Source organism: Methylocaldum sp. GT1BB (genome assembly GCF_051027545.1).
In the GTDB taxonomy this organism is placed as follows: Bacteria; Pseudomonadota; Gammaproteobacteria; order Methylococcales; family Methylococcaceae; genus Methylocaldum.
The window spans coordinates 4248527-4272462 of record NZ_CP194902.1; the positions used below are offsets into that span (position 1 = coordinate 4248527).

At 61.4% G+C, this 23936-nt stretch carries 20 protein-coding genes; 4 read left to right on the forward strand and 16 right to left on the reverse strand.

Annotation, left to right across the window (positions count from 1 at the left end):
- Positions 1-284: 284 nt before the first annotated feature.
- The 13 genes from ACR2TX_RS20350 to ACR2TX_RS20410 form a co-directional block, all read right to left on the reverse strand.
- Positions 285-875: a DUF1176 domain-containing protein gene (locus tag ACR2TX_RS20350; protein WP_434130616.1), complete on the reverse strand. Its 591-nt coding sequence runs from the start codon at positions 873-875 to the stop codon at positions 285-287.
- Between the two features lie 102 nt (positions 876-977).
- Positions 978-1598 carry a glycoside hydrolase family 19 protein gene (locus tag ACR2TX_RS20355; RefSeq protein WP_434130617.1) on the reverse strand — a complete coding sequence of 207 codons (621 nt, stop codon included), beginning with the start codon at positions 1596-1598 and terminating at the stop codon, positions 978-980.
- Between the two features lie 236 nt (positions 1599-1834).
- Positions 1835-2299, reverse strand: a complete 465-nt coding sequence (locus ACR2TX_RS20360) for an MgtC/SapB family protein (protein ID WP_077731073.1) — start codon at positions 2297-2299, stop codon at positions 1835-1837.
- 123 nt (positions 2300-2422) lie between these two features.
- A complete protein-coding gene (locus tag ACR2TX_RS20365; protein ID WP_156879967.1) occupies positions 2423-3943 on the reverse strand; it encodes a hypothetical protein in 1521 nt (506 codons plus the stop codon).
- A gap of 313 nt (positions 3944-4256) precedes the next feature.
- Positions 4257-4682 (reverse strand): c-type cytochrome, encoded by a 426-nt coding sequence (locus tag ACR2TX_RS20370; RefSeq protein ID WP_156879968.1) that lies wholly within the window; start codon positions 4680-4682, stop codon positions 4257-4259.
- A complete protein-coding gene (locus ACR2TX_RS20375) occupies positions 4663-6453 on the reverse strand; it encodes a methanol/ethanol family PQQ-dependent dehydrogenase (protein ID WP_156880059.1) in 1791 nt (596 codons plus the stop codon). Before ACR2TX_RS20375 ends, ACR2TX_RS20370 begins: the two co-directional genes overlap by 20 nt.
- A gap of 289 nt (positions 6454-6742) precedes the next feature.
- The gene (locus ACR2TX_RS20380; RefSeq protein ID WP_434130618.1) at positions 6743-7699 is read right to left on the reverse strand and encodes a cytochrome c oxidase assembly protein; all 957 of its coding nucleotides are present in this window, start codon (positions 7697-7699) and stop codon (positions 6743-6745) included.
- Positions 7700-7707: 8 nt separating this feature from the next.
- Positions 7708-8079, reverse strand: a complete 372-nt coding sequence (locus tag ACR2TX_RS20385; protein WP_210024205.1) for a hypothetical protein — start codon at positions 8077-8079, stop codon at positions 7708-7710.
- A gap of 10 nt (positions 8080-8089) precedes the next feature.
- On the reverse strand, positions 8090-8698 hold the full coding sequence (locus tag ACR2TX_RS20390) for a cytochrome c oxidase subunit 3 (RefSeq protein ID WP_347258371.1): 609 nt from the start codon (positions 8696-8698) through the stop codon (positions 8090-8092).
- Positions 8695-10641, reverse strand: coding sequence for a cytochrome c oxidase subunit I (ctaD, locus tag ACR2TX_RS20395; RefSeq protein WP_434132530.1), 1947 nt, complete (start codon positions 10639-10641; stop codon positions 8695-8697). The genes ACR2TX_RS20390 and ctaD overlap by 4 nt, the downstream gene beginning before the upstream one ends.
- 430 nt (positions 10642-11071) lie before the next feature.
- A complete protein-coding gene (gene coxB / locus ACR2TX_RS20400) occupies positions 11072-12115 on the reverse strand; it encodes a cytochrome c oxidase subunit II (protein WP_434130619.1) in 1044 nt (347 codons plus the stop codon).
- Positions 12112-12666, reverse strand: coding sequence for a c-type cytochrome (locus ACR2TX_RS20405; protein WP_156879970.1), 555 nt, complete (start codon positions 12664-12666; stop codon positions 12112-12114). The genes coxB and ACR2TX_RS20405 overlap by 4 nt, the downstream gene beginning before the upstream one ends.
- A gap of 378 nt (positions 12667-13044) precedes the next feature.
- Positions 13045-14583 (reverse strand): protein kinase domain-containing protein, encoded by a 1539-nt coding sequence (locus tag ACR2TX_RS20410; protein WP_156879971.1) that lies wholly within the window; start codon positions 14581-14583, stop codon positions 13045-13047.
- A 262-nt stretch (positions 14584-14845) separates the two neighbouring features.
- On the opposite strand from ACR2TX_RS20410, the gene ACR2TX_RS20415 reads away from it, so the two are divergent.
- From ACR2TX_RS20415 to ACR2TX_RS20425, 3 genes are all read left to right on the forward strand, one after another.
- Complete coding sequence (locus ACR2TX_RS20415; RefSeq protein ID WP_077731082.1) at positions 14846-15271, forward strand: OsmC family protein; 426 nt, start codon at positions 14846-14848, stop codon at positions 15269-15271.
- Positions 15272-15341: 70 nt separating this feature from the next.
- Positions 15342-16529, forward strand: coding sequence for an NAD(P)/FAD-dependent oxidoreductase (locus ACR2TX_RS20420; RefSeq protein ID WP_156879972.1), 1188 nt, complete (start codon positions 15342-15344; stop codon positions 16527-16529).
- 163 nt (positions 16530-16692) lie between these two features.
- Positions 16693-19644 (forward strand): transketolase, encoded by a 2952-nt coding sequence (locus ACR2TX_RS20425; protein WP_434130620.1) that lies wholly within the window; start codon positions 16693-16695, stop codon positions 19642-19644.
- 341 nt (positions 19645-19985) lie between these two features.
- On the opposite strand, the gene ACR2TX_RS20430 is transcribed toward ACR2TX_RS20425, so the two are convergent.
- The 3 genes from ACR2TX_RS20430 to ACR2TX_RS20440 form a co-directional block, all read right to left on the reverse strand.
- On the reverse strand, positions 19986-22256 hold the full coding sequence (locus tag ACR2TX_RS20430; RefSeq protein WP_434130621.1) for an autotransporter domain-containing protein: 2271 nt from the start codon (positions 22254-22256) through the stop codon (positions 19986-19988).
- A gap of 57 nt (positions 22257-22313) precedes the next feature.
- Positions 22314-22529, reverse strand: coding sequence for a hypothetical protein (locus ACR2TX_RS20435; RefSeq protein WP_077731086.1), 216 nt, complete (start codon positions 22527-22529; stop codon positions 22314-22316).
- A gap of 80 nt (positions 22530-22609) precedes the next feature.
- Entirely contained in the window at positions 22610-23575 is a 966-nt protein-coding gene (locus ACR2TX_RS20440) for an NAD(P)-dependent alcohol dehydrogenase (protein WP_434130622.1), read from the reverse strand.
- Between the two features lie 109 nt (positions 23576-23684).
- Between ACR2TX_RS20440 and ACR2TX_RS20445 the strand changes: the two genes are divergently transcribed.
- Positions 23685-23924 (forward strand): hypothetical protein, encoded by a 240-nt coding sequence (locus ACR2TX_RS20445; protein ID WP_210024197.1) that lies wholly within the window; start codon positions 23685-23687, stop codon positions 23922-23924.
- Positions 23925-23936 lie beyond the last annotated feature (12 nt).

Genomic DNA, 23936 nt, shown 5'->3' on the forward strand with positions numbered 1-23936 from the left:
CGGCAATCCTTTGCCGACGAAGACGCTCGGCCGGGACGTGGTGTCGGGAAAGGATTCCCGACCTACGCGCGAATGCCCGTACAGTAGGCATGAAAATGCTCTAAGTACATTCAGGGAAGTCTTGCGGCATAGGCAACCTGCAGAACAACCCCGCCAATCAAGCCAATCTGTCGAGATTCCGCAAATATTTGCGGAATGTACTTAGCGTCAACGACCATGGCGATCGTCTCACCGACACCGGCGTTCGGCTTCAACCTTCTTCGCAAGTCTCCTGCCCGAAGGCTTTAAGGATTTCTGACTCTCGGCCAGGCTTCCGGCTCCGCAAATGGAGCGTCGGGGTCGTCCTGACAGGCTTGAGCCCGAGCTTCCTTGACGACCGGCTGGCCGTTCCGAAAAGTGTAAACGACGATCGAGCCGCAGTCTCCGATGCCGCGGGATTTCGACCAGACTTTCAGCTCCTTCGTTTTGTCATCGAATTCGGGAAATCCGCTCAGCTCCGTTTCAAGATAGCGGGAGACGCGGCCATCCGTCTCGCGCTCATAACGCTTGAATTTCAACAATACCGTTTTCGTCCGGGCTTCGTCATAAAACATGAAAACAAAACCGGGTTGATAAGCGCCCAGGTAGCACTGTATCTCCACGAGATACTGCTTGTCCTTCAGGCGATGAAAGGTAAGGCCGGCATCGGGAATATCCTCGGCTCGGCTTTGGAAGCTCTCCTCGCAGTCAGCGGGCCATTTCAGTCTCTGATACCAGGCGCTTCGCTCCTCTCGAGTCAAATCGGACTTGTCTTGATCGCCTCCGGCCTTTACTCCCGAAGCAACCAGAAACAGACCTACAAAAGCGGCGGTGATGCCGAACTCGGACAATTTCATAGCAATCCCAACTCCCTGTGCGCTCCATGACATTCCCGAAATGGACTCATACGGCAGCGCCGTCGATCCGACGGAATCCCAAATCGACCGATGCCATCTTCGCTATGATCGCTGAAGGGCGGACGCCCGCAAGAGACCGTCGAATCGGCGTGCGATGTCGGCGATCGTTGTAGCCTTGTCGTGGCCATTGATGATGGTTCGAGCATTCTCATAATCGGGCGATACTCCGTCTTTTATGAAATGTCCGAGCTTTTTGCCCGTGAACCATCCTTCCTTCATTCCCTGGACGGCAATTTGATAAGCCAGCTTGGGCTCCTTTGCTTTATCGGGGTTCGAGATCAGATCCACGTTCAGAAATCTTCCCGCTCTCTCGTAGTTGTTTCGGCCTGTCAGCTGTACAAAACCGCGCCCGTGAAAAAGATTGCCATCGCCCGGGTAAAGATTGCCCAGCCGCCGGCCTACCGAGGTATGCGATCCATAGCGGGATTCAAAGTAGGCCGCCGAGCCGTGCTCGTCGATCGGCCTCATCGTGTTTGCCGTTTCCCATTTGAATGTCGCCAGGCAGTAGGCCAACTGTTGCCGGTCCGTGTCCGTCCCGTCGAAACGGATATCCTGTTCGATTTCGCCAAGCAGAGACTCCAGCGCGTCGACCCGGTATTGCGTCATGGGTCCGAACGCGGAACGATAGTCCTCGAAAAACTCATTCCTGTCGAACACGAACATAACTTGCCCCCCCACTTTCTTCTTTTTTGAAAATTCGTGATCGCCGCCGCGAAACCTCACCCGCGGCAGCGAGCGATCAAGCGGTGAGCTTATTCCATCACGAATCCGATCTGTCCGGAAACATCGACTCGCTCGATTCCCGTCGGGAGCGCTTCCGCACCAGCCGCCCCTCACAAACCAGCGGTCTCTGCAACGTCAGAATGTGCGGCGGCTGACCGAAAACGTCGATCTGCGCATCAAGAGTCCTCCAAATCCGGCCGATCCTTTTTGCCCATTCGACGCTCGATCGGCGTCAGAAACTGCAAAGTCAGAAAATTGATCGTACTGATCAGCACGGCGATCTCATACAAGCCGTGGGCGACCGAAGCGCCGATTGCGCCGGTCGACCATAGGCTAGCCGCCGTGGCCGTTCCCCGGACACCTGTCGACGTCTTCAAAATCGCTCCGCCGCCGATAAAGCCGATACCCGTCATCAATCCGGAGATGATGCGCGCCTGCGCATCCTGAGCGGTACCGACGACCGACTCCCCGACCAGGATATAACCGCAACTTGCTAGCGCAACCAGAGGGAAAGTCCGCAATCCCAAGGTGCGGGTCGTTCTTTCGCGCTCCAGGGCGATCGGCAGAGCGAGTACGAACGCTCCTGCAAGCTTGAGCACGTGAGACAGAAATTCGCTCCAGTTCCAGTTCAGTAGATCCATCTGATTGTCCTGCTGTGCTACAGCGTTCTCGGTCCGACCGATTTCCGTCTTTTCCACTGCCCGGGGAGACCATAGCCCCCCCGGGCGCCGTGCCTGGATGCGCGCCGGCAAATCGGTCGCTGCTCATCTGCACGAGCCTACCAGCCGTTCCGGAAAAGGCTGTTCGCCGGGGTCCGGGGCGGTTTCCCATTCATTCCGGCTCCACGGCACCCGGCCGGCGAGTTCGGTCAGGGAACCCGCCGGATAGGTTCCGAAGCGGCGGCTGGACGGAATCTGCGGTATCCGGACGAAAAGTACAGCCTCGGTATCGGCCGCGAGCATCTGCTCGAAAGGGGTCAGCTCTCGCGTCGGAGCGCTCCCCTCGACGAGATCGAGAAGGTCTCGGCCTATCGTCTCGAAGGCCTCTCTGGGCACGAGCCGGGTCTTCTCCGCAGCGAGCGTGCGAAACACATCCCTGCCGCCGGCGAGGCTCATCTGAACCAGGGCCGCCACCGGGAAAGCGGCCACGGCGGCGAGATAGCTGGTCGGACCGGTCTCCGGAATGTTCCAGCCCAGCCAGCGCAAGGGATCGATGACCAGCGCGGTGCTGTTGTTGGCGGCCCGGTCGTAACCGATGACATGGCAGTAATAGCCGTGTAGCACCTGTTGCAAGGTGGCTTGCACCCGGCGCGGAATTCGGGAATCGCGCATGACCGCGACGAGCATGTAGTTCGGACGGTACCAGGCCTGTCCGCTGTTGAGATCCGCGAGGTAATTGTCCATGGGCACCATGGCCGAGAGAATGCCTTTTGCGTTCTTGTCGTCTATGGGATAGAAGTTGGCGGCCAGCCAATCGCTCCATTCGCCTTGCGGGCCCAATATCCCGGCGGCGGGCGCGAGATGGCCGCCGTGCGCGCCGTCATCGTCGCCCTGGGCGCCGTCGAGCACGAAGGCGAGCACCGGGCGGCTCGCCCAGCGGCGGGGCTGTCCCGGATGACGCTCCCATAACACCCGCGCGGCGTAGATGCCCGTCACGCCGCCGGTCTGTGCCCGGATCAAGGTCGTCAAGGTTTCCCGCTCTTTCAACGGCTCAAATCGGGCTCCATCGATGTCGATACGGGTATCTTCCGGCCAGATCGTCCGGGCGACGAAAACCGGAGTCCCCCGATCGCTCAGTGTGACGCCACGCATGCGCAGCGGCCGTTTCGAAAGAAAAGCCACGGTGGAACGATCGAGATAGGCCCGATTGGTGGGAATCGCCGGGGTGACCGCAAACGCGATCTCACCCGCCGGTGCGCGGAGAAACTGTCCGTCTTCGGACAAGGTCGCGTGTTCGACGATCTCGGGAGCGCCGATCCAGACCAGCGGCGGATGGGGCGTTTCGCTCCGCTCCGGCTCGAAAAGCGCCGTGCCGGTGATCGGCCGAAGTCCATCAGGAACGGCGATGAGTTCGTCGCGAAAATACCAGAGCGCCGCCTCGGGCACCGGACAATCCGTGCACCGCCCGGTGGCGAGCCGAAAGGAGGAACTCGGCAACAGCCCGAAGCGCTCTCCGGTCAGGGCGCCTTTCGAAAAAGGACCGGCATATAACTTGTCCGGCACCTCGCTCCAGCGCAAGCCTTCCGCCGTCCGCAGCGGGCCGGCCTCGCCTGGAGCGTTTTTCATCCCGGTGCACGGCTTCGTGTCGGGCGGGAAGCACGTAGGTCGGCAATCCCTTCCCAATCGCAAACGGCATCTCTGGGAGCGCCAGAGCTGCCCTTCCGACAAAGTCCTTTGCCGAGCCGATAAGTCGGCAAGGGATTGCCGACCTACCTGTCGGGCGCTCTGACACCGAATCGGAAAATTCTCTAATTGCAGACCAAAAGATGCCGCCGGACGGACGCCGCTTCCCCCGGATTCATCCGCTAACCGGGACTCGGCCGCGCATCCGCACAAAAGAAGAGCGATCCACAGCCGGCGACACCGCCACGCAAGCGTTTCAATCGAGCAGCGTGTAAAGATAGCTCGCGATGTCACGCGCGTCGGATTCCGGAACATTCATGTTCGGCATCAGGGTCTGCGGATTGACGGCCGGAGGATTTTGCAGCCACCGGATCATATTTTCCGGGGTGTTCGGTAGAACGCCCGCGATGGCGACCCGCTTGGCGATTCCGCCGAGAGGAGGCCCCACCAGGCCATCCGCGCCGAACACGCCGGGGATAGTGTGGCAGGACGGGCAGCCGTAGGCGCGGATGGCGTCCTTACCCCGCTCCGGATTGCCGCCGGTCAGGGCGATGGCGTCGGACTCTTTCCCGCCCCCGCAAGCTCCGAGCAGGCACAACACGAAAACCATGGCGATCCCGCTTCCCGGACACGTCCCCTCTCCCGGTAGCGCCCGTCCGGCATTACGGGAGGGCGAATACATACAGCGTCCCTCCGGGGTTGGTGTGTTCGGGCAAGTCCTTCATGGCGTTGACGAAGCCGAGCGCGCCGGTGCCGTCGCGCGGGTCCAGCCCGCCCGACACGATGGCGCCCGACCAGCCGCCGACTCCGGCAAGCACCGCGACATATTGCTTGCCGTCGGGTCCCCGATAAGTCACCGGCTGGCCGATGATTCCGGAACCGACCTGAAACTGCCACAGAACGTCTCCGGTACGGGCGTGCACAGCTTTGAACCAGCGGTCCATGGTGCCGTAAAACACCACGTCCCCGGCGGTCGCCACCGTGCCGCTCCACACCGGGAAGCGCTCCTTGATCTTCCACACGGCCTGCCGTTTCAGGGGGTCCCAGGCGGTGAACTCGCCGCGATGCCCGCCGGGTCCCGCGTGCATGTGCACCCGTGCCCCCACGTAGGGAGTGCCGGCGAGATAATTGGCCTCCAATCCCTCGATGTCCATGCAGAGGTTATTGTGCGGAAGGTAAAGCAGACCGGTCCGCGGCGACCAGGCCGCGGGCTGCCAGTCCTTGGCGCCGGGCGGTGCCGGGCAGATGTCGGTGACGGTTTTTCCCGTCTGCGGCTTCTTTTCCTCGACGTGAATGGGCCGTCCGGTCTCGAGATCGATGCCGCGGGTGACATTGGTCGGCACGAACGGGTCGGCCGACAGGATTTCCCCGGTCGTCCGGTCCATGACGTAGACGTACCCGTTGCGCTCCGCGCGCAGAAGGAGTTTCCGAATCCGGTCATTAACCGGCAGATCCACCAGGATATTCTCGTTGACGCCGTCGTAGTCGTAGAGATCGTGAGGGCTCCACTGGTAGGCCCATACCGCCGCGCCTGTCGCGGGGCGGCGAGCGAAGATGCCGCAGGTCCATTTGTTGTCGCCGGGCCGCATTTCCGGGTTCCACGGGCTGGGATTGCTGGTGCCGTAATAGATCAGATCCAGCTCCGGGTCATAGGAAATCCAGCCCCACACGGCGCCGCCGCCGATCTTCCACTGATCGGGCGGCCAGGTCGTGACGCCGAGATCCTTGCCATTGTCCTCCGGATAAAAAGCCTTGAATTCGGGACCGATCAGCACGTCCTTGTCGGGACCCGTGGTATAGGCCCGCCAGGCGATTTTTCCCGTATTGGCGTCCAGCGCCGTGAGCCAGCCGCGCACGCCGAACTCGCCGCCGCTGTTGCCCACCAGCACCTTGCCCTTCACCACCAGGGGCGCCATGGTCATGGATTCGCCCCGATTGATGTCGCCGAGCTTGGTCTTCCAGACCTGTTTTCCGGTCTTCGCATCCACCGCGAAAGTATGGTTGTCGAGGGTGTTGAAGAAAATCTTGCCGTCGGCGTAGGCCGCCCCACGATTGACCACGTCGCAGCAAGCGACCCCTTGCGCGGCGGCAGCCGGTTTCGGCTCGAATTTCCATTTCATCGCGCCCGGTTTTTCCTTGAGGTCCAACGCGTAGAGAACATTGGGATAAGGCGTGACGACGTACATCGTATCGCCTATCACCAGCGGCGCCGCCTCGTGCCCCTTATTCAGGCCGGTCGAGAAGGACCAGGCGAGCTTGAGATTCCCGACGTTCTCGGGCGTAATCTGGTCGAGTCCGCTATAGCGGGTGCTCGCATAGTTCTTGGCCGGCATGGTCCATTGGCCGTCCTCCGCCTCGGCAGGCGGAACGGCTTGTGCCTGGACCCGGGATTCGGGAACTTGACTCGACACGACTCCCGGCCACCCGGCCAGACCGCCGAGCGCGACGAGCATCACACCGAGACGCGTTCCGATCTTGCCGGGCAAAGCATAGGCCACAGGACTCTGACCGGTTTTTGGCTGCTCCATGTCGAATCCTCCTTGTATAACGCCCCGTTCCGCTCGGACACACTCCGCGTAGGGTGGGTTACGCTTCGCCAACCCACTATCGATGGGTTTCGCTTCGCTCTACCCATCCTACAGAGCTACAGAGTTCGCGATTGCCGCGCTTCACTGCGTTCAGCACATCCTATTTTTGTGACACCCTCCAAAGGGAAATAACTTTTTCAAAACTCCCTCAACATCATGGTCCCCTCGGGAGCGGGCTCCCGCTGTGCCCCGCCGCGCCGCCCGCGTTTTTTCCGATCGCCTCCAGCCAGGCGGCGAACATCCCGAGGGCGATGACCAGATAGATCGCGCCGGCGGGGACCCACATGATGAGCCCCGCGAGCTGCTGATCCTCGAGCGCGCTCAGTCCGGCCGCCGCCGAGCCGCCGTAGGTCGGATACCAGGGCTGGCTGCTGAAGGTCAGCAACGCTCCTAGCAGGCTGGTATGCACCGTCGTGGAGAACACGTATAGCACCCCGGCCCCGTACCCTCTCGCCCCTTCGCCGCCGCGGATGATCGCCCACCAGAACACCAGTGCCGAAACGAAAAAGCTCAGATGCTGCAGCGTGTGCACGTCCTCATGTCTCAGCGCCGCCTGAAAAAAGACCGGCGCATGCCAGATCCATATGACGGCCCCGTGTATCGTCCAGGCCGCCAAGGGCACGGTCATTCTGCGCCAGAAACGCCCGACCCAGCCGGTTTTGCAATAGCCTGTCAGAGACTTCCGCCACCCGCGCGGAAACGCCCACAGGGCAAAGGCGATCGGACGGCTCAAGACCAGCAGCGGCGCGGCGAGCAGTATCAGGATCTCGTGCTGGACCATGTGTGCCGAAAAAAGCTCGTTCGAAAGCCGATCCAGGGGCGAAATCAGGGCCAGAGCGATGAGCAGCCATCCCCCGGCATAAGCCAGCGCCTTTTGGATGAGCACCCGACGGCCCGCGCCGACTTTCGGCCACAGCCGCCGCAATCCGGCCATGAACAGTCCGGCCGGCAGCGCAAGACAAAACAGGACCCAGGGCTCGAAATTCCAGGCGGTCCACTGAAAGCCGGAAATCGCCGAACTCCCTTCGTGAGCATGTCCGCATGCGGGAACACCGAACGCAGCGGACAAGCAGGGAAAGACGGTTCGGCGCGCAATACGGTTTCGTGCCATGGCAGGCCTCACGAGCGCAGCATCATGATCGGAACCGCCTGCGCCAGGATGGTCACGAAGAAGTAGGCGCTGACAATCATCCCGGAAACCGCCATGAAGCGGCTCCGCGCGATCACCCCGCCTTCTCCGCTCGGCCACGCCGCCCCTGCCCTTTGCCAATTCCGCCAGGAGATCAACCCGCCGGCCGCGGCGATCACCAGGGCCGCCAAAGTCACCAGATACAGGGCGAGAGTCGACCCGGTGCCGTGAAAGAACGGCGTGATGCTGTAACTGGTTTGAAGGTGCAAGGCCCAGGCGACGGGACCCGCCAGCAAACCGGCCCATAGCGCGGCGATACCGCTACGCTCCGAGAAATACCGTTCCGCATCGGCCTGCAACACCTTTCTTCCCTCACTTTAAAACGCGCGGCATCCAGTACAGCGTGGCGTACAGCGGTATCCAGACCGCCACCACGAAGTGCCAGTAAATCCCGTTGACCTTCACCGCCAGACTGCGCCGCTCGCTGAAGTAGCCTATCCATGCGAGAGCGCTGACCACGACCGTCTTCAGGATCAGCGCAACCACATGGGTGCTGTGAAAGCCGATGATGGTCCAGGAAATGGAGCCGTAGGAATGGGTATACCATCGGTACCCCATTTCGCTGTACTCGATGTATTTCAGCACCAAGAACGTCACCGCCAGCGCGATACTCAGCAGCAGCCCCCAGCGCAGGGCCGTTTGGTTGCCTCGGGTGATGCCGCGGTCGGCCCAGTGCATCGGCAGGCTGCTGGCCATCAGCACCAGCGTGCCCAGGGTCGGCTTGACCAGATCGGGCGTCTTGGTGCCCGCCGGCGGCCATTCCGGCTGATCGATGCCGAGATAGAAATAGCTGGTGATGAGGGTGGCGAACACCACCGATTCGACCAGGATGAGACCGACGATGCCCCACCACAAGGGGGCTCTGTAGTCGGCGGGCAATCGTGGAAGCTCGCCGGCATCGAAGCGGGTTTCGGCGTTCATCGGGCTTGCTCCTCCTCGGCGTGACCTCCGACCGCGCGCGGCCAGAGCCATCCGACGAATCCGACAAAGGTCAGCAGCAAGCCGATCGGGAACCAGATCGGATGACGGATGAAGCCGAGAAAACCCGCCGCCACCGCGACGGCGGAAAGAAAAGGCCAGATCGTAGGTCCCGGCAGAATCGCCACGGCGTGCGGCTCGGCATCGAGCAGCGTCGTAACCAGCACTTCGCGCCGCCCGGAGCGGAGTCCCACCACCGTTCCCGCCGGCTCCTCGCCGCGCTCCCACAGCGCCCAACGGCCGCGCACCACAGGGATATCCTCGAAGTTGTAATTGGGCGGCGGCGAACTTGTCGCCCATTCCAGAGTATCCCCGCCCCAGGGGTTGTCCGGTGCGTCGGGTTTTCGCAGGAAACTCAGCAGGGCGTCGACCGCGGTGACGAGCACGCCGAGGGCGAAGACGTACGCGCCTATGGTCGCCAGCAGGCTCAATTCGAACCACCCCGATTCGGACAGATAGGTGTAGACCCGGCGCGGCATGCCCTGCAAGCCGAGCTGGTGCATCGGGAAAAAGCTCATGTTGAAACCGACGAACATCAGGACGAAGCTCCACTTGCCGGCGGTCTCGTTCAGCATGCGCCCGAAGACTTTGGGGAACCAGTAGTAGATCGCGCCGAACACCGGGAACACCGCCCCGCCGATCAGCACGTAGTGGAAGTGCGCGACCAAAAAGTAAGTGTCGTGAACCTGCGTATCGAACGGCACCGAGGCCACCATCACGCCGGTCAGCCCGCCGAGCACGAAGATGAAGAAAAACCCCAGCACGAACAGAAGCGGCGTCGCGAACCGCAGCCTCGCTCCCCATAGCGTCGTGATCCAGCAGAATACCTGCACGCCGCTCGGCACGGCGATCATCACGCTCGCGGCCGTGAAAAAGCTCACGCCCAGCGCCGGAAGGCCGGTCGTGAACATGTGGTGAACCCACAGCCCGAAAGCGACGAAGCCGATGGCCACCACCGAGAGCACCATGGCGGTGTAGCCGAAGATAGGCCGCCGCGCGAAGGTCACGACGATTGACGAGATGACGCCGAGCGCCGGCACCAGGATGATGTAGACCTCCGGATGGCCGAAGAACCAGAAGAGATGCTGCCAGAGCAGCGGCTCGCCGCCTCCCGAGGTCATGAAAAAATGGGTGCTCACCGTGCGGTCCAAGGCCAGCATGACGCTGCCCACCATCAGGGGCGGCATCGCGAACACGATCATGAACATGGTCACCAGCATGGCCCACACGAACAGTGGCATCCGGTTGAGCGACATGCCGGGCGCGCGCTGCTTGAATATGGTCACGATCAGTTCCACCGCCGCCACCAGCGCGGAGATTTCGATGAACGTGATCATCGTCGCCCAGAAGTCCAGACCGAGTCCGGGCGAATATTGGGTCAAAGTCAGCGGCACGTAGGCGAACCAGCCCCCGTCCGGCGCATGGCCCAGAAAGCCCGCGGCGTAAAGCGTCACGCCGGCGATCAGGTATACGTAATAGCCGAAAGCGTTCAGGCGGGGAAAAGCCATGTCGCGGGTCCCGATCATGAGCGGCACGACATAGATGCCCAGCCCTTCCATCATGGGCACGGCGAAGAAAAACATCATGGTCGAGCCGTGCATGGTGAAAAGCTGGTTGAAGTGATCCGGCGTAAGGAACGAATTTTCCGGCACCGCGAGCTGGGTTCTCAGAAGCAGCGATTCGATTCCTGCCATCAGGAAGAAGATGAAGGAAGTAATGATGAAGCGCTTGCCGATCATGCGGTGGTTCACTTGGGTGAACCAGCCGACGAAGCCTGACGCGGAATACCAGGTCCGGTCGAGTTCCTCCGCCTTGCGAGACATCGCCGGGCGCTCCGACGCCTGATCCGTGACTCCCGGCCGGTCCGTTTCGGTGCTCGCGGTCATGGGCATGCCCTTTTCGTTTTGTCGCGAACGCGAAGCCTGTCCCGACCGAAGCCGAGGGGCTTATCTCGGCCTATGTAGGATGCCCCCGTCCGTACACTTCTCGATCGTAGGTCGGCAATCCATTGCCGACGAACACGCGCGGCCAGGACGTGGCGTCGGGAAAGGATTCCCGACCTACTTGGGGCGCAAGCGGGTAGGCCGGAATAAGCGTCAGCGTTTCCGGCAATCAACGGTGGAAAGGCCACCGTGCCGGGAACACGGAGCCTGTCCTGAGGCAGTCGGGAAGATCGTAGGTCGGCAATCCATTGCCGACGAAGCTGTCGGGAAAGGATTCCCGACCTACCTCGGGCGCAAGCATGTAGGCCGAAACAAGCGCCAGCCTTCGTAGGCCGGCAATCCCTTGCCGACGACTGCGTGTAAAATTTCTCCTTCATTTCAGGCTCTCCAGATAACTCAGCAAGGGATGCAGGCTCTCGGCGTCATAATTGACGGGAGGCATCTTGTTGCCCGGTTTGACGTGCTGAGGATCGAGAATCCAGCCCGCGAGGTTGCCGCGATTATTGGGCAGGGTTCCGGCCGCGAGAGTCCGCCGGCTGGCCAGGTGGGTCAAATCGGGCGCGACCCGTCCGAGCGCGGCGGTCCCGCGGATCGAGTGACAGAGTACGCACGGCGATGAAAGAAAGACCTGCTGTCCCCTGGCGAGAACCGGATCGGCGGGCTCGACCGCCGGAGCGCGCTCCCGAGCCAGCCAGTTCGAAAAGACTTCGGACGGCTCCGCAACCACCCAAAAAGCCATGTTCGCATGCTGTATGCCGCAGAACTCGGCGCACTGGCCGCGAAATTCCCCGGCCCGGTCGGCGGTGACCCAAGCGACGTTGCTCTGACCTGGAATCAGATCCATCTTGCCGCTCAGATTGGGCACCCAAAAGCTGTGGATGACGTCTCTGGATTTGAGCAGGAATTTCACCGGCCGGCCGACCGGGATGTGGATTTCGTTGGCGGTAACCGCGACCGCCCTATCCTGTTCGTCGAGGTAACGGATCTCCCACCACCAGCGGCGTCCGATCACCTCCACGGTCAGCGCATTTTCCGGCGGCTCCGCCGAAAGTTCTCGGTGAATCGACACGCTGGAAATCAAAACGATCGGGAGTACGATAGCCGGCAGTATCACGCCGCCGGCGAGCACCAGATTGCGGCTCTGGCGCCGATTCAGAGGCGCTTCCCCGCGCCGGCCCAGCGAGCGCCACACGCCGGTCAGAAGCGCAACCATGACCGCCAGCAGAATCAGCGTGGCCACGATGCACATGGCCCACCATAGGTTGGCCAGCATCTGTGCCTGCGGACTCATCGGATTGGTGGCGTCCTGAACCCCGGAACAGCCGCCGAACAGCAAGACGAAAATCGGAAGGACGACCCGCTTCACCCGGCATCGCGCTCCCCCGCTCGGGCCCGGATTCCATGCGCCTTGGTTCATCGTTTCGGCTCGCCGGGCGATTTCCCGCTTTCATCCGCCGATTCCCGGCGCCTGGGTTCAGGCGCGCCGGTCGCCGCGTACTCGGGTTGCAGCGTGCGGATGTAAGCGATGATCTGCCAGACCTGTACATCGGTAATCCGCCCGCCGTAGGCAGGCATACCCTTGGGCCGGCCCTCGACAATGCTGGCGAACAGGTTGTCGTCGTGAGGACCGTAGATCCACTCGTCGTCCATCAACGGCGGACCGATTGCCCCGCCGCCGCTTGCATGACAGCCGGAGCAGTTAAACCAGTCCCAGAGCTCCTTGCCTTCGGCGATGGCCTGCCGGTCTCCCGCGAAAGGATTTCGGAATCGCGGCAGCTCCGGCATCTCGGGGCCGGGGCGCAAATCAACCATGGGCGCGCCGGTGGGCGTTCCCCCTGCCGGCGGCGCCCGCCTGAACTCGCCTATGCCCCGTTCTTCCCGGCAGCCGGCAACAAGACCCAAACCGAAAACTCCCAACAGAGCCAGCGCCCCCAGCGGCAATTTTCGGCGAAGATATCGGTCATTCATGCGGGACGACCCTCTGCGTTCCTTCGATTCAGGGTACTCCGTACTTTCGGAGTTGCGCGCCTATCTCGGACCGCTCTTGTTACGGCACTCCAATCCGATAAGCTGCCAGGACGCTACACGAGGACTTACGTCTCCGTATCCAATAATTTCGATCAGGCCGCCCTTCGTTCTATCCAAAAATACGCAATAGTTCGTACAGAGCTCCGGCATTTCCGCGCACAGACCGGATTTTTCTGAAATGCTGTCAAGGAATAGCGGGAGATGGCGGAAAGACGGGATGACAAGTGCCTAGACTTGCCGTCCCTCGGGACCGGCGCTCAGCGTGCGAGCCCGAACCGCGTATCCGGAAACGGAGCGGAAACGCGGGACGCTCCATTGTCAACGTTCAAGCTTGCCCTTGAGTTTGAGCAGACCGTCGTGATTCGGGACGGCTTCCAGCCCCTCCAATACTTTCTTCAGGCTATCGACGCGGTTGCCTTGCTCGAACGCTTTCCATGCCTCCAGCTCCAGGGCGTTCGCGATCTTTTGTATGCCGCTGGCCGCCTTTTCGTTGTAGGGATCGATCTTGAGCGCCTCGCGGTAGGCCCACAAAGCATTGGCGCCGGTCGGGGCGGTCAAATAGCCGACCTCGAAGTGAATGTCCGCCAGTTCCAGCAGATCCGCGACTTTCGCGTGCTGCTCGGCGGTGAGCGTGGTCGCGATCTTGGGCGGCTCCTTGGCTTTATGCAGGCCCATGTAAACATTGCTGCCGATGGCCAGGACGACAACCGTGGCGGCGGCCCAGCTTCCGTAGAACACCGGCGACCGCTTCTGCAGATCGCCGATGAAATCCTCGGCCGTCGGGGTACGGTCCTCGCGCTTGAGGGCGAGGGCTCTCTTGAGACCTCTCCATTGCCTGCCGTTCAAGCCGGAGATGGGCTTGGGCTGCAATTTCAGTTCGACCGCGACGTCCGCCGAAATTTTTGCGTACGGATGTTTCCCCGCCAAAAGTTCGTAAGTCACGCAGGCCAGGGCGTAAATATCGTCGCGCGGGTCCGGCTCCTCGTCCTTGAGCATCTCGTAACTCGCATAAGCCGGCGTCAGCGCCCCCAGATCGCGGGCATTGAATACGGTCGCGTCGCCGCCCTTCTTGTCCGTTCGGCCCGCGGCGCAGGCGATGCCGAAGTCGAGCACCTTGACTTCGCCGTTCTCGTCGATGAAGACGTTGCCCGGCTTGAAATCCGAATGGACGATGTTCTTCTTGTGGGCGTGGGCCAGCGCTTCCGCCATGCCCTGGATGATCGGCCAGGCCTTCTTGAACGGCATGCCCCCCTCGGGAAGCTCTCGGATCAATCGGTTGAGGGGCTGGCCTTCGAGGTATTCCATCGACATGAAGACGTGCCGGTCGTCCCTGTCGAAGTCGTACACATTGATGATGTTCGGATGGGAAAGCGTCTGAGCCCGTTTGGTCTCCCTCTGGAGCGCGATCAGGGAAACGGGATTTTGCTGAAAATCCTCGTTGAGGACCTTCAAAGCAACATAGGGCTCTTTGTCGTTGGCCTCTTTCTTGCGCAGGTCCAGTGCCTTGAACACTACGCCCATTCCGCCCTCGCCCAGCACCTGCTCCAGCACGAACCGGTCCTTGAGGACGTCGCCGATTTGCAAAGGCCTTACCGTTAACGCGGATTCGACCGGCAGCGGGACACTGTGGCCGGTCCGGGTACTCAGCCGAGTCGAATCGCCATCATCGCTCGGCGCGGGCGCCGCGACGGGACGCGGCGCCTCCGGCACCCTAGGGGCGAGGGTCGCCAGCCGCGTCTTTTCCGCATCATCGTCTGCGGCAACCGCGGCCGGACCCGGACGATTGCCGGCGGACGAGGGCAAGATCCTGGTTTTGTCGAGTGCATCATCACCAGACGTTTGCTGAATATCTGTCATTTTTCTTATCAGGGAAGATTGTTTTGCAAACACATCGCGGCTCGGTGGCGTTCTTTATGATAGCCCCTCCCCGGAAGGATGCGGAAAAACAAACGTGCAACTCTCTTTTCGGAGAAAAGTCTCATACCTTAAACGGTGCGCGGGGAACGTCACGAGTGGTCCGAGGATAAGTTCATCCCGAGCTTAGTCGAAGGGCCGCCATCGGGACGCGCAGTAGCTTCCCACCCACCGTCTTAGACCTAGAGATCTTAAAGGAGGGAACATGGCGGTACGAAGCGCATCGGCCGAGTGGGAAGGCAATCTCGCTCAGGGAAAAGGAAGCATGCGATTGGGCAGCGGCGCCTTCACCGGGAGCTACTCGTTTTCGTCCCGTTTTCAAGAGGGACAAGGCACCAATCCCGAAGAGCTCATCGGCGCGGCGCATGCGGGTTGCTTTTCCATGGCGCTGGCACACGGCTTGGCGCAGTCCGGGCACACGCCCAAGCGCATTGCGACGACGGCGAAAGTCCACCTCGAAAAGGTGGGCGAAGGGTTCAAGATCACCGCGATCGAGTTGGATACCGAGGGCGACGTACCCGGAATCGACGCAGCGACATTCCAGACGTTCGCCGACGACGCGAAACGGAATTGCCCGGTCTCCCGGCTTCTCACCGGCGCCGAAATCAAGCTCAGGGCGAAGCTCGTTTAGCGCCCAAACAGTTCAAGGCGCTCGCGGCCGAAACCTTTGACGGATGAGGGCGCCGACGGAGGCGAATGATATGCCGCACTACAACTATCTCATCATCGGCGGCGGAATGACGGCGGACGCCGCGATTCGGGGCATACGCGAGATCGATACCGGGGGAACGATCGGACTGATCGGCGCGGAGGCGCACCCTCCCTACAACCGCCCGCCCCTCTCCAAAGGACTCTGGAAAGGAAAACCGTTCGAGCGCATCTGGCGGAAGAACGTCGAACGGAATGTCGCTCTGCATCTCGGCCGGATCGCCAGCACGCTGGATCTCGCGGCCAAGCGCATCGACGACGATCAAGGGACCGCCTACACCTTCGATAAATTGCTGCTGGCGACGGGCGGAACCCCACGGCGACTCCCCTTCGGCGGCGACGACATCATTTATTTTCGAACCCTCGACGACTATCAGCGTCTTCGCGCGCTGAGCGAGGAAAAACAGCGCTTTGCCGTCATCGGCGGCGGATTCATAGGTTCCGAGATCGCGGCTGCTCTGGCGATGAACGGCAAGGAAGTGGTCATGGCCTTTCCCGAAGAAGGGATAGGGGCGCGACTGTTCCCGCCCGACCTCAGCCTGTTCCTGAACGACTACTATCGACAGCAGGGCGTCGAGGTGCTGCCCGGACAGCAGGTCACCGATCTTCAAAAGTCGGACAACCAGCTCGTCTTGACCTTATGCGACGGGAAGACCACCAACGAACGGGCGATTTCCGTGGATGCCGCGGTGGCCGGCATCGGTATCGTACCCAACATCGAGCTCGCGAAAGGCGCGGGCCTTCTAGTGGAAAACGGCATCGTGGTGAACGGCCTCCTGCAAGCCGGTACTCCGGACGTGTATGCCAGCGGAGACGTCGCCAATTTCTACAATCCGGCCCTGGACACACGCTTGCGGGTCGAACATGAAGACAATGCCAATACCATGGGCAAGCACGCCGGTCGAAACATGGCCGGGGAAACCGTTCCGTATCACCATCTTCCGTTTTTCTATTCGGATCTGTTCGAACTGGGATACGAAGCCGTCGGAGAAACCGACTCCCGCCTCGAAACAGTCGCCGATTGGTCGGAGCCGAACCGAAAAGGCGTCGTCTATTACCTGCGGGACGGTCGGGTCAGAGGCGTGCTGTTATGGAACGTCTGGGAACGCGTCGACTTAGCCCGCGAGCTGATTGCCGAACCCGGCCCGATCGACCCTCGCAGCCTGAAGGGAAGGCTTTGATGAGACGCCTTCGTCGGCAAGGGATTGCCGACCTACAACTGCCCGACGCACCGCCTCTTTGTCGGCAAGGGATTTGCCGACCGACCACAGCTTGTTTCAGCCTCACGCCCCAGAACGTTTCGGCAGTATCCGGCGCCGTTATCCTTATAGGACGGAAGACATAATGAACGCTCTACTAAAACTCATCGAGCACGGCCAAAGCTATTGGATCGACAATCTCACGCGGCGCATGATCACCAGCGGCGAACTCGAATGCCGCGTCCGCCGCGAAGGCCTGCGCGGGGTGACTTCCAATCCGCAGACCTTCCAGAAAGCCATCGCCGGAACCAAGGATTACGATGAGCAAATCGAAAGCCTCACCTGCGGCGGCCGTCCATGCCCCGACGTGCGCGAGATCTACGAAGCGCTGGTGACCACCGACATTCGAGACGCCTGCGACATCCTGCGTCCCGTTTACGACGAAACCTCCGGACTGGACGGCTACGTCAGTCTCGAAGTGTCTCCGCACATCGCGCATTACCCCGAGGCCTCGATCGAACAGGCACGGCATTTGTCCCGCATCGTCGATCGGCCCAATCTGTTCATCAAGATTCCGGGCACCCTCGCCGGCCTGCCCGCAATCGAGCAGCTTCTGTTCGAGGGCATCAACGTCAACATCACCCTCCTCTTTTCCGTCGAGCGCTACCAAGCCGTCGCCGAGGCCTATCTCCGAGCGCTCGAACGGAGGACCGAGGCCGGTCTCCCGCTGGAAAACATCGCCTCCGTGGCCAGCTTTTTTCTGAGCCGGATCGATGTATTGGCGGATCAGCTCCTGAGTCAGCGAATCTCCCCGGAGATTGCCCGTGACCTCGAGCCGGACCCGAAAACGCTGCTGGGAAAGACGGCGATCGCCAACGCCAAGCTGGCTTACCGTAGCTTCAAACGGATCATCGCGAGCGATCGATGGAAAGCTCTGGAAAACAAGGGCGCGCGTATGCAGCGCATGCTATGGGCCAGCACCAGCACGAAAAATCCGGACTACCCGGATGTCATGTACGTGGAACCGCTGATCGGGCCCCACACGGTCAACACCATGCCGGAAACGACCATCGACGCCTTCGCCGATCACGGCGCGGTGCGCGACACGATCGAGGAAGGCTCGGACGAGGCGCGAGGGGTGATGGAGGGGCTTTCGAAGCTCGGAATCGATTTCGGCCTGGTTACCGCCCAGCTCGAAAACGAGGGCGTACAGAAATTCATCGAACCGTACGACGCCCTGATGAACAGCCTGGCGGACAAGTGCCAGAAATACTCGAATCGCCGCGGCATCGCCCTCCTGCAGAAAATGGCGCGCCAACTCCGCCGCGACGTCGTCATGATGACGACCGAAGCGGGATCGGGCCATCCGACCTCGAGCCTGTCCTGCGCCGATATCGTCGCCGCCCTCTTCTTTCACGAAATGCGCTGGGACCCGAGCGACCCGAGCGCCCGCAACGTGGACTCCTTCATCTTATCCAAGGGCCATGCGGCCCCGATCTTATGGGCCGCGCTCCACGAGTCCGGCGCGAGTCACGAGGACTTGGGTTCGCTGCGCAAAATCGACAGCACCTTCGAGGGCCATCCGACGCCGACCAATCCCTGGGTCAAAGTGGCGACCGGCTCGCTGGGTCAGGGGCTGGCCGCCGCCAACGGGATCGCGCTGGCCAACCGCCTGGACGGCATCGCCAGCCGGGTCTTCTGCGTCGTGGGGGACGGCGAGTGCTCCGAGGGCTCGGTGTGGGAAGCGGCGCAGTTCGCGTCTCTCAACAAGCTGTCGGGGCTGGTCGCGATCGTCGACGTCAACGGCCTGGGCCAGACCGGACCCACGCCTTATGGGCACCGCACCGAGGTATTCGCACGCCGCTTTCAGTCCTTCGGATGGTCGACCATCGAAATCGACGGGCATGACATGGAAGCCATACTCGACGCCTTGTATCGGGCCCGAAAAGGCGGCCCGACGGCGATCATCGCCCGAACTGAAAAAGGCCACGGCGTTCCCTTTCTGGAAGGCGCTCACGGCTGGCACGGCAAGGCCCTGAGCCGGGAGGAGATGGACAGGGCGCTCAAGGAACTGGGCGATACGGGCGTGCACATGACGATCGAACCTCGCCGGATCAGCGCGATTCGCCACTCCGAATCCGAACCGGCGCCGCGCCTCGAACTCGGCTACCAGCCGGGCGAAAAGGTCGCCACGCGCAAGGGATTCGGGAATGCGCTCAAGAAGCTCGGGGGACTCATGCCGGAAATCGTGGTGCTCGACGGCGACGTGAGCAACTCGACGTATACCGAATTTTTCGCCCGAAGCTATCCGAAACGCTTCTTCCAAAGCTATATCGCCGAGCAGAACCTGGTCGGAACCGCGCTCGGCCTGGCCGTTTCCGGCAAGATTCCGGTCGCCGCCAGCTTCGCCTGTTTTCTCTCGCGTGCTTACGACTTCATCCGCATGGCGGGCCACAGCCGTCCGCCGCATCTCGTGTTCTGCGGCAGCCATGCCGGCGTGTCCATAGGCGAGGACGGCCCTTCGCAGATGGGCCTTGAGGATCTGGCCATGTTCCGCGCCCTGGCCGGCAGCACCGTGCTGTACCCGTGCGACGCCGTCAGCGCCGAACGCCTGACCGAACTGGCGGTGAAGACGCCGGGCATCGTCTATCTCCGCACCACGCGCCCTTCAACCCCGGTCATCTATTCCGAAGATGAAGATTTTCCGATCGGCGGCAGCAAGGCCCTGCGCTCCGGCGGGGACGACCGATTCACGGTCGTCGCCGCCGGCATCACCGTGCACGAGGCGCTCGCAGCCCATGACAGCCTGAAGCAGCGAGGAATATCGGTGCGCGTCATCGATGCCTATTCGGTCAAGCCGCTGGACGTGGCGACCCTGGAGCAGGCGGCGCGGGAAACACAAGGCGTCGTGGTGGTCGAGGACCACTGGCGCGACGGGGGACTCGGCGATGCGGTCGCGGCGGCCTTGAATTCCACGGTACCCGTACATCGTCTCGCCGTAAGCAAAGAGCCCCGATCGGGAACGATGGAAGAACTGCTGGATCGGCACGGCATCTCCCGGCGAGCGATCGAAGAAAAGATTTTGGAGTTTGAATAGTGACGCAATGCGTACCCTGTCCTGTTAACAGATTACCGAAACCGGAATTTCGTAGGATGGGTAGAGCGAAGCGAAACCCATCAATGGCGGGTTAGGCGCACTCCAACACAAGCTAGCTATCGATCACCACGCTTTGCGTGCGCCGTTACCCGCCACGCCGTCCTTTGGCGGGTTACGGTGCGCGCATGACTCGTGTGGTTACGCGCGGAAGGCATGGTGCGCACCTAACCCGCCCTACCATGGGCTGTGTCGGGAAAGGATTCCCGACCTACTTGGCGGCACCGATGCGTAGGTCGGCAATCCCTTGCCGACGCATCCTCCGCACCCAACCGGAAAATGCTCTAAAACTCCAACCGCACGCCGGCATTGACGGAATGGCGTGTTTCGAAGCGGTTGTCGACCAGGGTCTCGTACTGGACGAATGCCGATCCGCCGTGGGGGAGCACCGCCGAAACGGAGGTTCTGAGATTGACATAGTCCCGGTCCGGACTGTCGGTGCTCACGGTGAATCGATGCCCGCCGGCGTCGTCGGCGAAACGGGCGCCGATCAGACGGCTGTCTTTCTCGAATTCGTGCTCCCATTCCACACCGAGCTGCGATACGAACACACCGACGGCCGTGCCGGCGGTATAAGACACGATTCCGCCCAAGGCCGTGGTTACCGAATCCACCGTCTGCGCGTCGATCGCCAGATTGAGCGGGTCCGCGCCCCGCTCCGTATAGCCGTCGATGGTGGTCCGTCCGTATTCCGTGCGCCCGCGCAAACCCAGTGTCCACGCGCCAAGAGGAAAATCGTAGCCGCTGTTGACGCTGTAGCGCTGCTGCCAGCCTTCCGTGTCGCTCTTGGCGGTCATTCGCACCGGCCCGAACGCGTCGATATAGGCGATGTTCCGGGTCGAACTGTACTGGTTGTAGGTACCGTTGGCCACCAGGTCCAGATACCAGCGGTCGGTGAGCTGATAGCTGCCGAACAGGGAAAACGTCGTACCGTCGATTTCGAGATCGCCTCCGTTTCGGACGGTATTCGATTCGGTATAGCCGTAACCCGCGGACACGCCCATCAGGAACTGCCGGGTGAACCAATAATCGACGCCCGCCGTGAAGCCGTAAACCTTGGAATTGAATCCCCGCTGCAAGCGCGTGGTGTTTCGGTCCCCCGACTCGAACTGGCCGTTCACGAAGACGCCCAGCCTGCTGAATCCGCTGTCCTCGTCTCCGCTGGCTCCGCCGGAGCTGCCGAACGGAAGCATAGCTGCCAGCAGGTTGCCCGGCAGCGTCTGCCCGTCGAGATTCAGGGTCAATCCGTTCACGCTGAAACCCGAACTTCCGGCTCTCAGTTCCACCAGCCGCTGGTTGACGTTGCCGACCTGAATCTGCGAGATCCGCCCGCCGCCGAGGGCCTGCGCGGCGGTTTCTTCCGGACTGATGCTGCTGAGGGCTTCCGCCACCCGTTCCAGCCCGCCGGGTCGATTCAGCAATTCGGTGAGCCCTCGAATGCGCTCCTGCAAGGCTTCGGAGGCGCTGTTGGTGCTGACGATGGTCTGAAGCGTACCGGCCAAGGATTCCTGCTGCACCAGGTCCCCGGCCGTGTTCAGAGTGGCCCCGACCACCACGGTCACCGTGCCGGTACTCTCGCCGATCGAGTTGGCGACGGTGTAAGTGAAGCGGTCCTCCCCCACGAAATCCGCTCTCGGCGTATATACGACCTGGGTGGTTCCGCTCACCGTCGCGGTGCCGTTGGCCGGCTGGGACACCGAGGTCACGACGATCTGATCGGGATTGCTGTCCACTACCGTGACGGTTACCGGCTGCCCGGTCGTGGTGCTGGTTTTGTGACTGGCGGCGGTCGGCAGGCGTGGATTGACCGTGATGCTCACGGTTGCATTGGCGCTTCCGGCCGGGTTGGTGACGGTATAGACGAACGAATCCATACCCACGTATCCCGCGTCGGGGGTATAGATCACCGACGAGCCACTCGGAACAGCGGTGCCGTGGGCCGGCGCCGAAACGCCGGCGAGCTGGAGCTGTGCTCCGCCGTCGTTGTTCAGCACCCCGATCGCCGTCGCCTGGTCGCGCGGGATGGCGACGCTATCGTCGGTTGCCGTCGGCGGCACGTTGGTATTAATCGTCAAGCTTGTCGAAAAGGAAGGGAACTGATTGTCAAATGTTCTTCCCGATGCAACCACCGTATTGCCGTAGAGGACCGACATCCCGCTGAACTCCTGGCCGTTCATGTCGATCTGGAGCGGTGTGGCATAGGGCAATACGAGCTGCTGAGCAAAGCTGCCCCGGATCTGCGGACTGCAGCAAATGCCCCCCAGATCTCCGTAGGTTTGCTCGAAAAGAATCGAGTTGGCGCTTAAATCGGTGATCCGGATGTGACCGAAAGAGGCGGGATCCATGGTCCCCTCGGCCACGTAAACCTCGGCAAGCTGTCCTTCCGATTCGAAAGAAATGCCCCGCAATTGCAGGGAATAGAAGTTAGTCGCGATCTGATCGGCGAAAGGAACGAAGTCGGCATAAGCCGCCGTTTGGCCCAACGCAAGCCATAGCGCGGCTGCGATACCGCAAAAGCGGCAAACGCCGGGCGTTCCGCGAAGGAAGTTCGACATCAGCCCGGCGGCTACAGATTCATATCGGTTTCGGCCGACTTATACGCGACGAAAAACCTAATCTTCCTCGTCCATCAAGTCGAATACCATCTGAACCGACTTTCCCGTTTTCGTGTTCGTGGCCTTGAACGTGGCGACCTCGTTCTCTATTCCGACACACTCGATTTCGACGGGCGGATCGTCGTAATCGCTCTCGGGTATGTCCAGCCGATCCATGAGGTCTTGGTTTTCTTCCGCCGTTAATTCCATGTTGCCGTATGAATCGATGCGCATAGATCTGTAGCCAAAACGATTGAAGTGAATAGGGTCTTTCCGATAATTCCCGGCGGACCGATCCCCGGATGTTGAAGGTGTCAGGTCGATCCCGCGGATGCGCCGAGTATGTCGATGACGATCTTGCCCCGTGTATGTCCCGATTGGCTCCGACGATGCGCAAGATCCAACTGGGACAGCGGGAACACACTGTCGATGACGGAACGCAACCGCCCCTGTTCCGCCAGTGTGCTCAAGAACGCCAAATCTTCCCCGTTAGACTTGAGCATGACGGTCTTGATCCTCTTCTTCGAAAAAAGCCGGAACAACACTGAGCGAACCATCAGACCGATCGCGGGCAGAGTGGATACATAGATGCCGTCCGGTTTCAGTAAACCCTGATAACGCCCGAAAGGCTCCGAAACCACGGTATCGAAAATCAGATCGAAAGAGGCCAAGGGACCGAACTCGGTCGTCTGAGTATAGTCGATGATCTCGTCCGCCCCGAACTCACGTACCCAGGGCGCGTTGGCGCCGCTGCATACCGCGGAAACATCCGCTCCGAGCGCCTTGGCGATCTGTACGGCGTAATGCCCGACACCGCCGGAAGCGCCAACGATCAACACCCTGCCGCCCTCCTTCAGGCGGCCGAGATCGCGCAGAGCCTGGAGAGCGGTCAGTCCGGCCAAGGGCAAGGCCGCGGCTTCATGGTCGTTCATCGTCTTCGGCGCCAAGGCTGCCAAGCGTTCATCCACCGCGGCGAACTCGGCTGCCGTTCCGAAACCCCGTGAGCGCAAACACGCCATCACCCGGTCGCCGGGCCGAAAACGCGTGACCTTCGCGCCGATCTCCACGACTTCGCCGGCGAGGTCCATGCCGGGTATGGACGGAAACCGGACCGGAACGATAAAGCGTAAACTGCCGTTATGCAGCTTCCAGTCGATCGGATTGACGGAACTCGCGGCCACTTTGACGAGCAGTTGGTCGGACGACGGTTTCGGCGCGGGCACTTCGGCCGGATGAATTTTCGACGGATCGCCGTAGCCCGTGTATTGCATGGCTTTCATGGACATCTCCTTTGTTCGATGAGTGAATGCGAAAAACGATTTTATTCAAGATGGAGCGTCAAAATGGTTGAAACCGCGATTTCATGACTGACTTTACGGGAGATCCATTGTGACGACACGACACCTGCAAATCGATGCGGACACGTTCGAAGCGGCCAAGGCCCATATTCAGCAGCAATTCGACACGCTTTCGTGGTGGCCGACGGAAGGACCGGATCAGGCCAAACAGGAGTACAAGATCATGAGCTCCAACCCGGCGCAATTGGCGTACTGGTGCGAGAAATGGCTGAACGGCGGGCAATGGCGGCACTTGGAAAACGATGTGCGACAACGGCTTCGGCGCGGTTAGAGTGTTGTAGGT

Bases quoted from the DNA above. Each gene is read 5' to 3' on its own strand.
- ACR2TX_RS20350 (WP_434130616.1), bottom strand. From the start codon at position 875: ATGAAATTGTCCGAGTTCGGCATCACCGCCGCTTTTGTAGGTCTGTTT.
- ACR2TX_RS20355 (WP_434130617.1), bottom strand. From the start codon at position 1,598: ATGTTCGTGTTCGACAGGAATGAGTTTTTCGAGGACTATCGTTCCGCG.
- ACR2TX_RS20360 (WP_077731073.1), bottom strand. From the start codon at position 2,299: ATGGATCTACTGAACTGGAACTGGAGCGAATTTCTGTCTCACGTGCTC.
- ACR2TX_RS20365 (WP_156879967.1), bottom strand. From the start codon at position 3,943: ATGAAAAACGCTCCAGGCGAGGCCGGCCCGCTGCGGACGGCGGAAGGC.
- ACR2TX_RS20370 (WP_156879968.1), bottom strand. From the start codon at position 4,682: ATGTATTCGCCCTCCCGTAATGCCGGACGGGCGCTACCGGGAGAGGGG.
- ACR2TX_RS20375 (WP_156880059.1), bottom strand. From the start codon at position 6,453: ATGCTCGTCGCGCTCGGCGGTCTGGCCGGGTGGCCGGGAGTCGTGTCG.
- ACR2TX_RS20380 (WP_434130618.1), bottom strand. From the start codon at position 7,699: ATGGCACGAAACCGTATTGCGCGCCGAACCGTCTTTCCCTGCTTGTCC.
- ACR2TX_RS20390 (WP_347258371.1), bottom strand. From the start codon at position 8,698: ATGAACGCCGAAACCCGCTTCGATGCCGGCGAGCTTCCACGATTGCCC.
- ctaD (WP_434132530.1), bottom strand. From the start codon at position 10,641: ATGACCGCGAGCACCGAAACGGACCGGCCGGGAGTCACGGATCAGGCG.
- coxB (WP_434130619.1), bottom strand. From the start codon at position 12,115: ATGAACCAAGGCGCATGGAATCCGGGCCCGAGCGGGGGAGCGCGATGC.
- ACR2TX_RS20405 (WP_156879970.1), bottom strand. From the start codon at position 12,666: ATGAATGACCGATATCTTCGCCGAAAATTGCCGCTGGGGGCGCTGGCT.
- ACR2TX_RS20410 (WP_156879971.1), bottom strand. From the start codon at position 14,583: ATGACAGATATTCAGCAAACGTCTGGTGATGATGCACTCGACAAAACC.
- ACR2TX_RS20415 (WP_077731082.1), top strand. From the start codon at position 14,846: ATGGCGGTACGAAGCGCATCGGCCGAGTGGGAAGGCAATCTCGCTCAG.
- ACR2TX_RS20420 (WP_156879972.1), top strand. From the start codon at position 15,342: ATGCCGCACTACAACTATCTCATCATCGGCGGCGGAATGACGGCGGAC.
- ACR2TX_RS20425 (WP_434130620.1), top strand. From the start codon at position 16,693: ATGAACGCTCTACTAAAACTCATCGAGCACGGCCAAAGCTATTGGATC.
- ACR2TX_RS20430 (WP_434130621.1), bottom strand. From the start codon at position 22,256: ATGTCGAACTTCCTTCGCGGAACGCCCGGCGTTTGCCGCTTTTGCGGT.
- ACR2TX_RS20435 (WP_077731086.1), bottom strand. From the start codon at position 22,529: ATGCGCATCGATTCATACGGCAACATGGAATTAACGGCGGAAGAAAAC.
- ACR2TX_RS20440 (WP_434130622.1), bottom strand. From the start codon at position 23,575: ATGAAAGCCATGCAATACACGGGCTACGGCGATCCGTCGAAAATTCAT.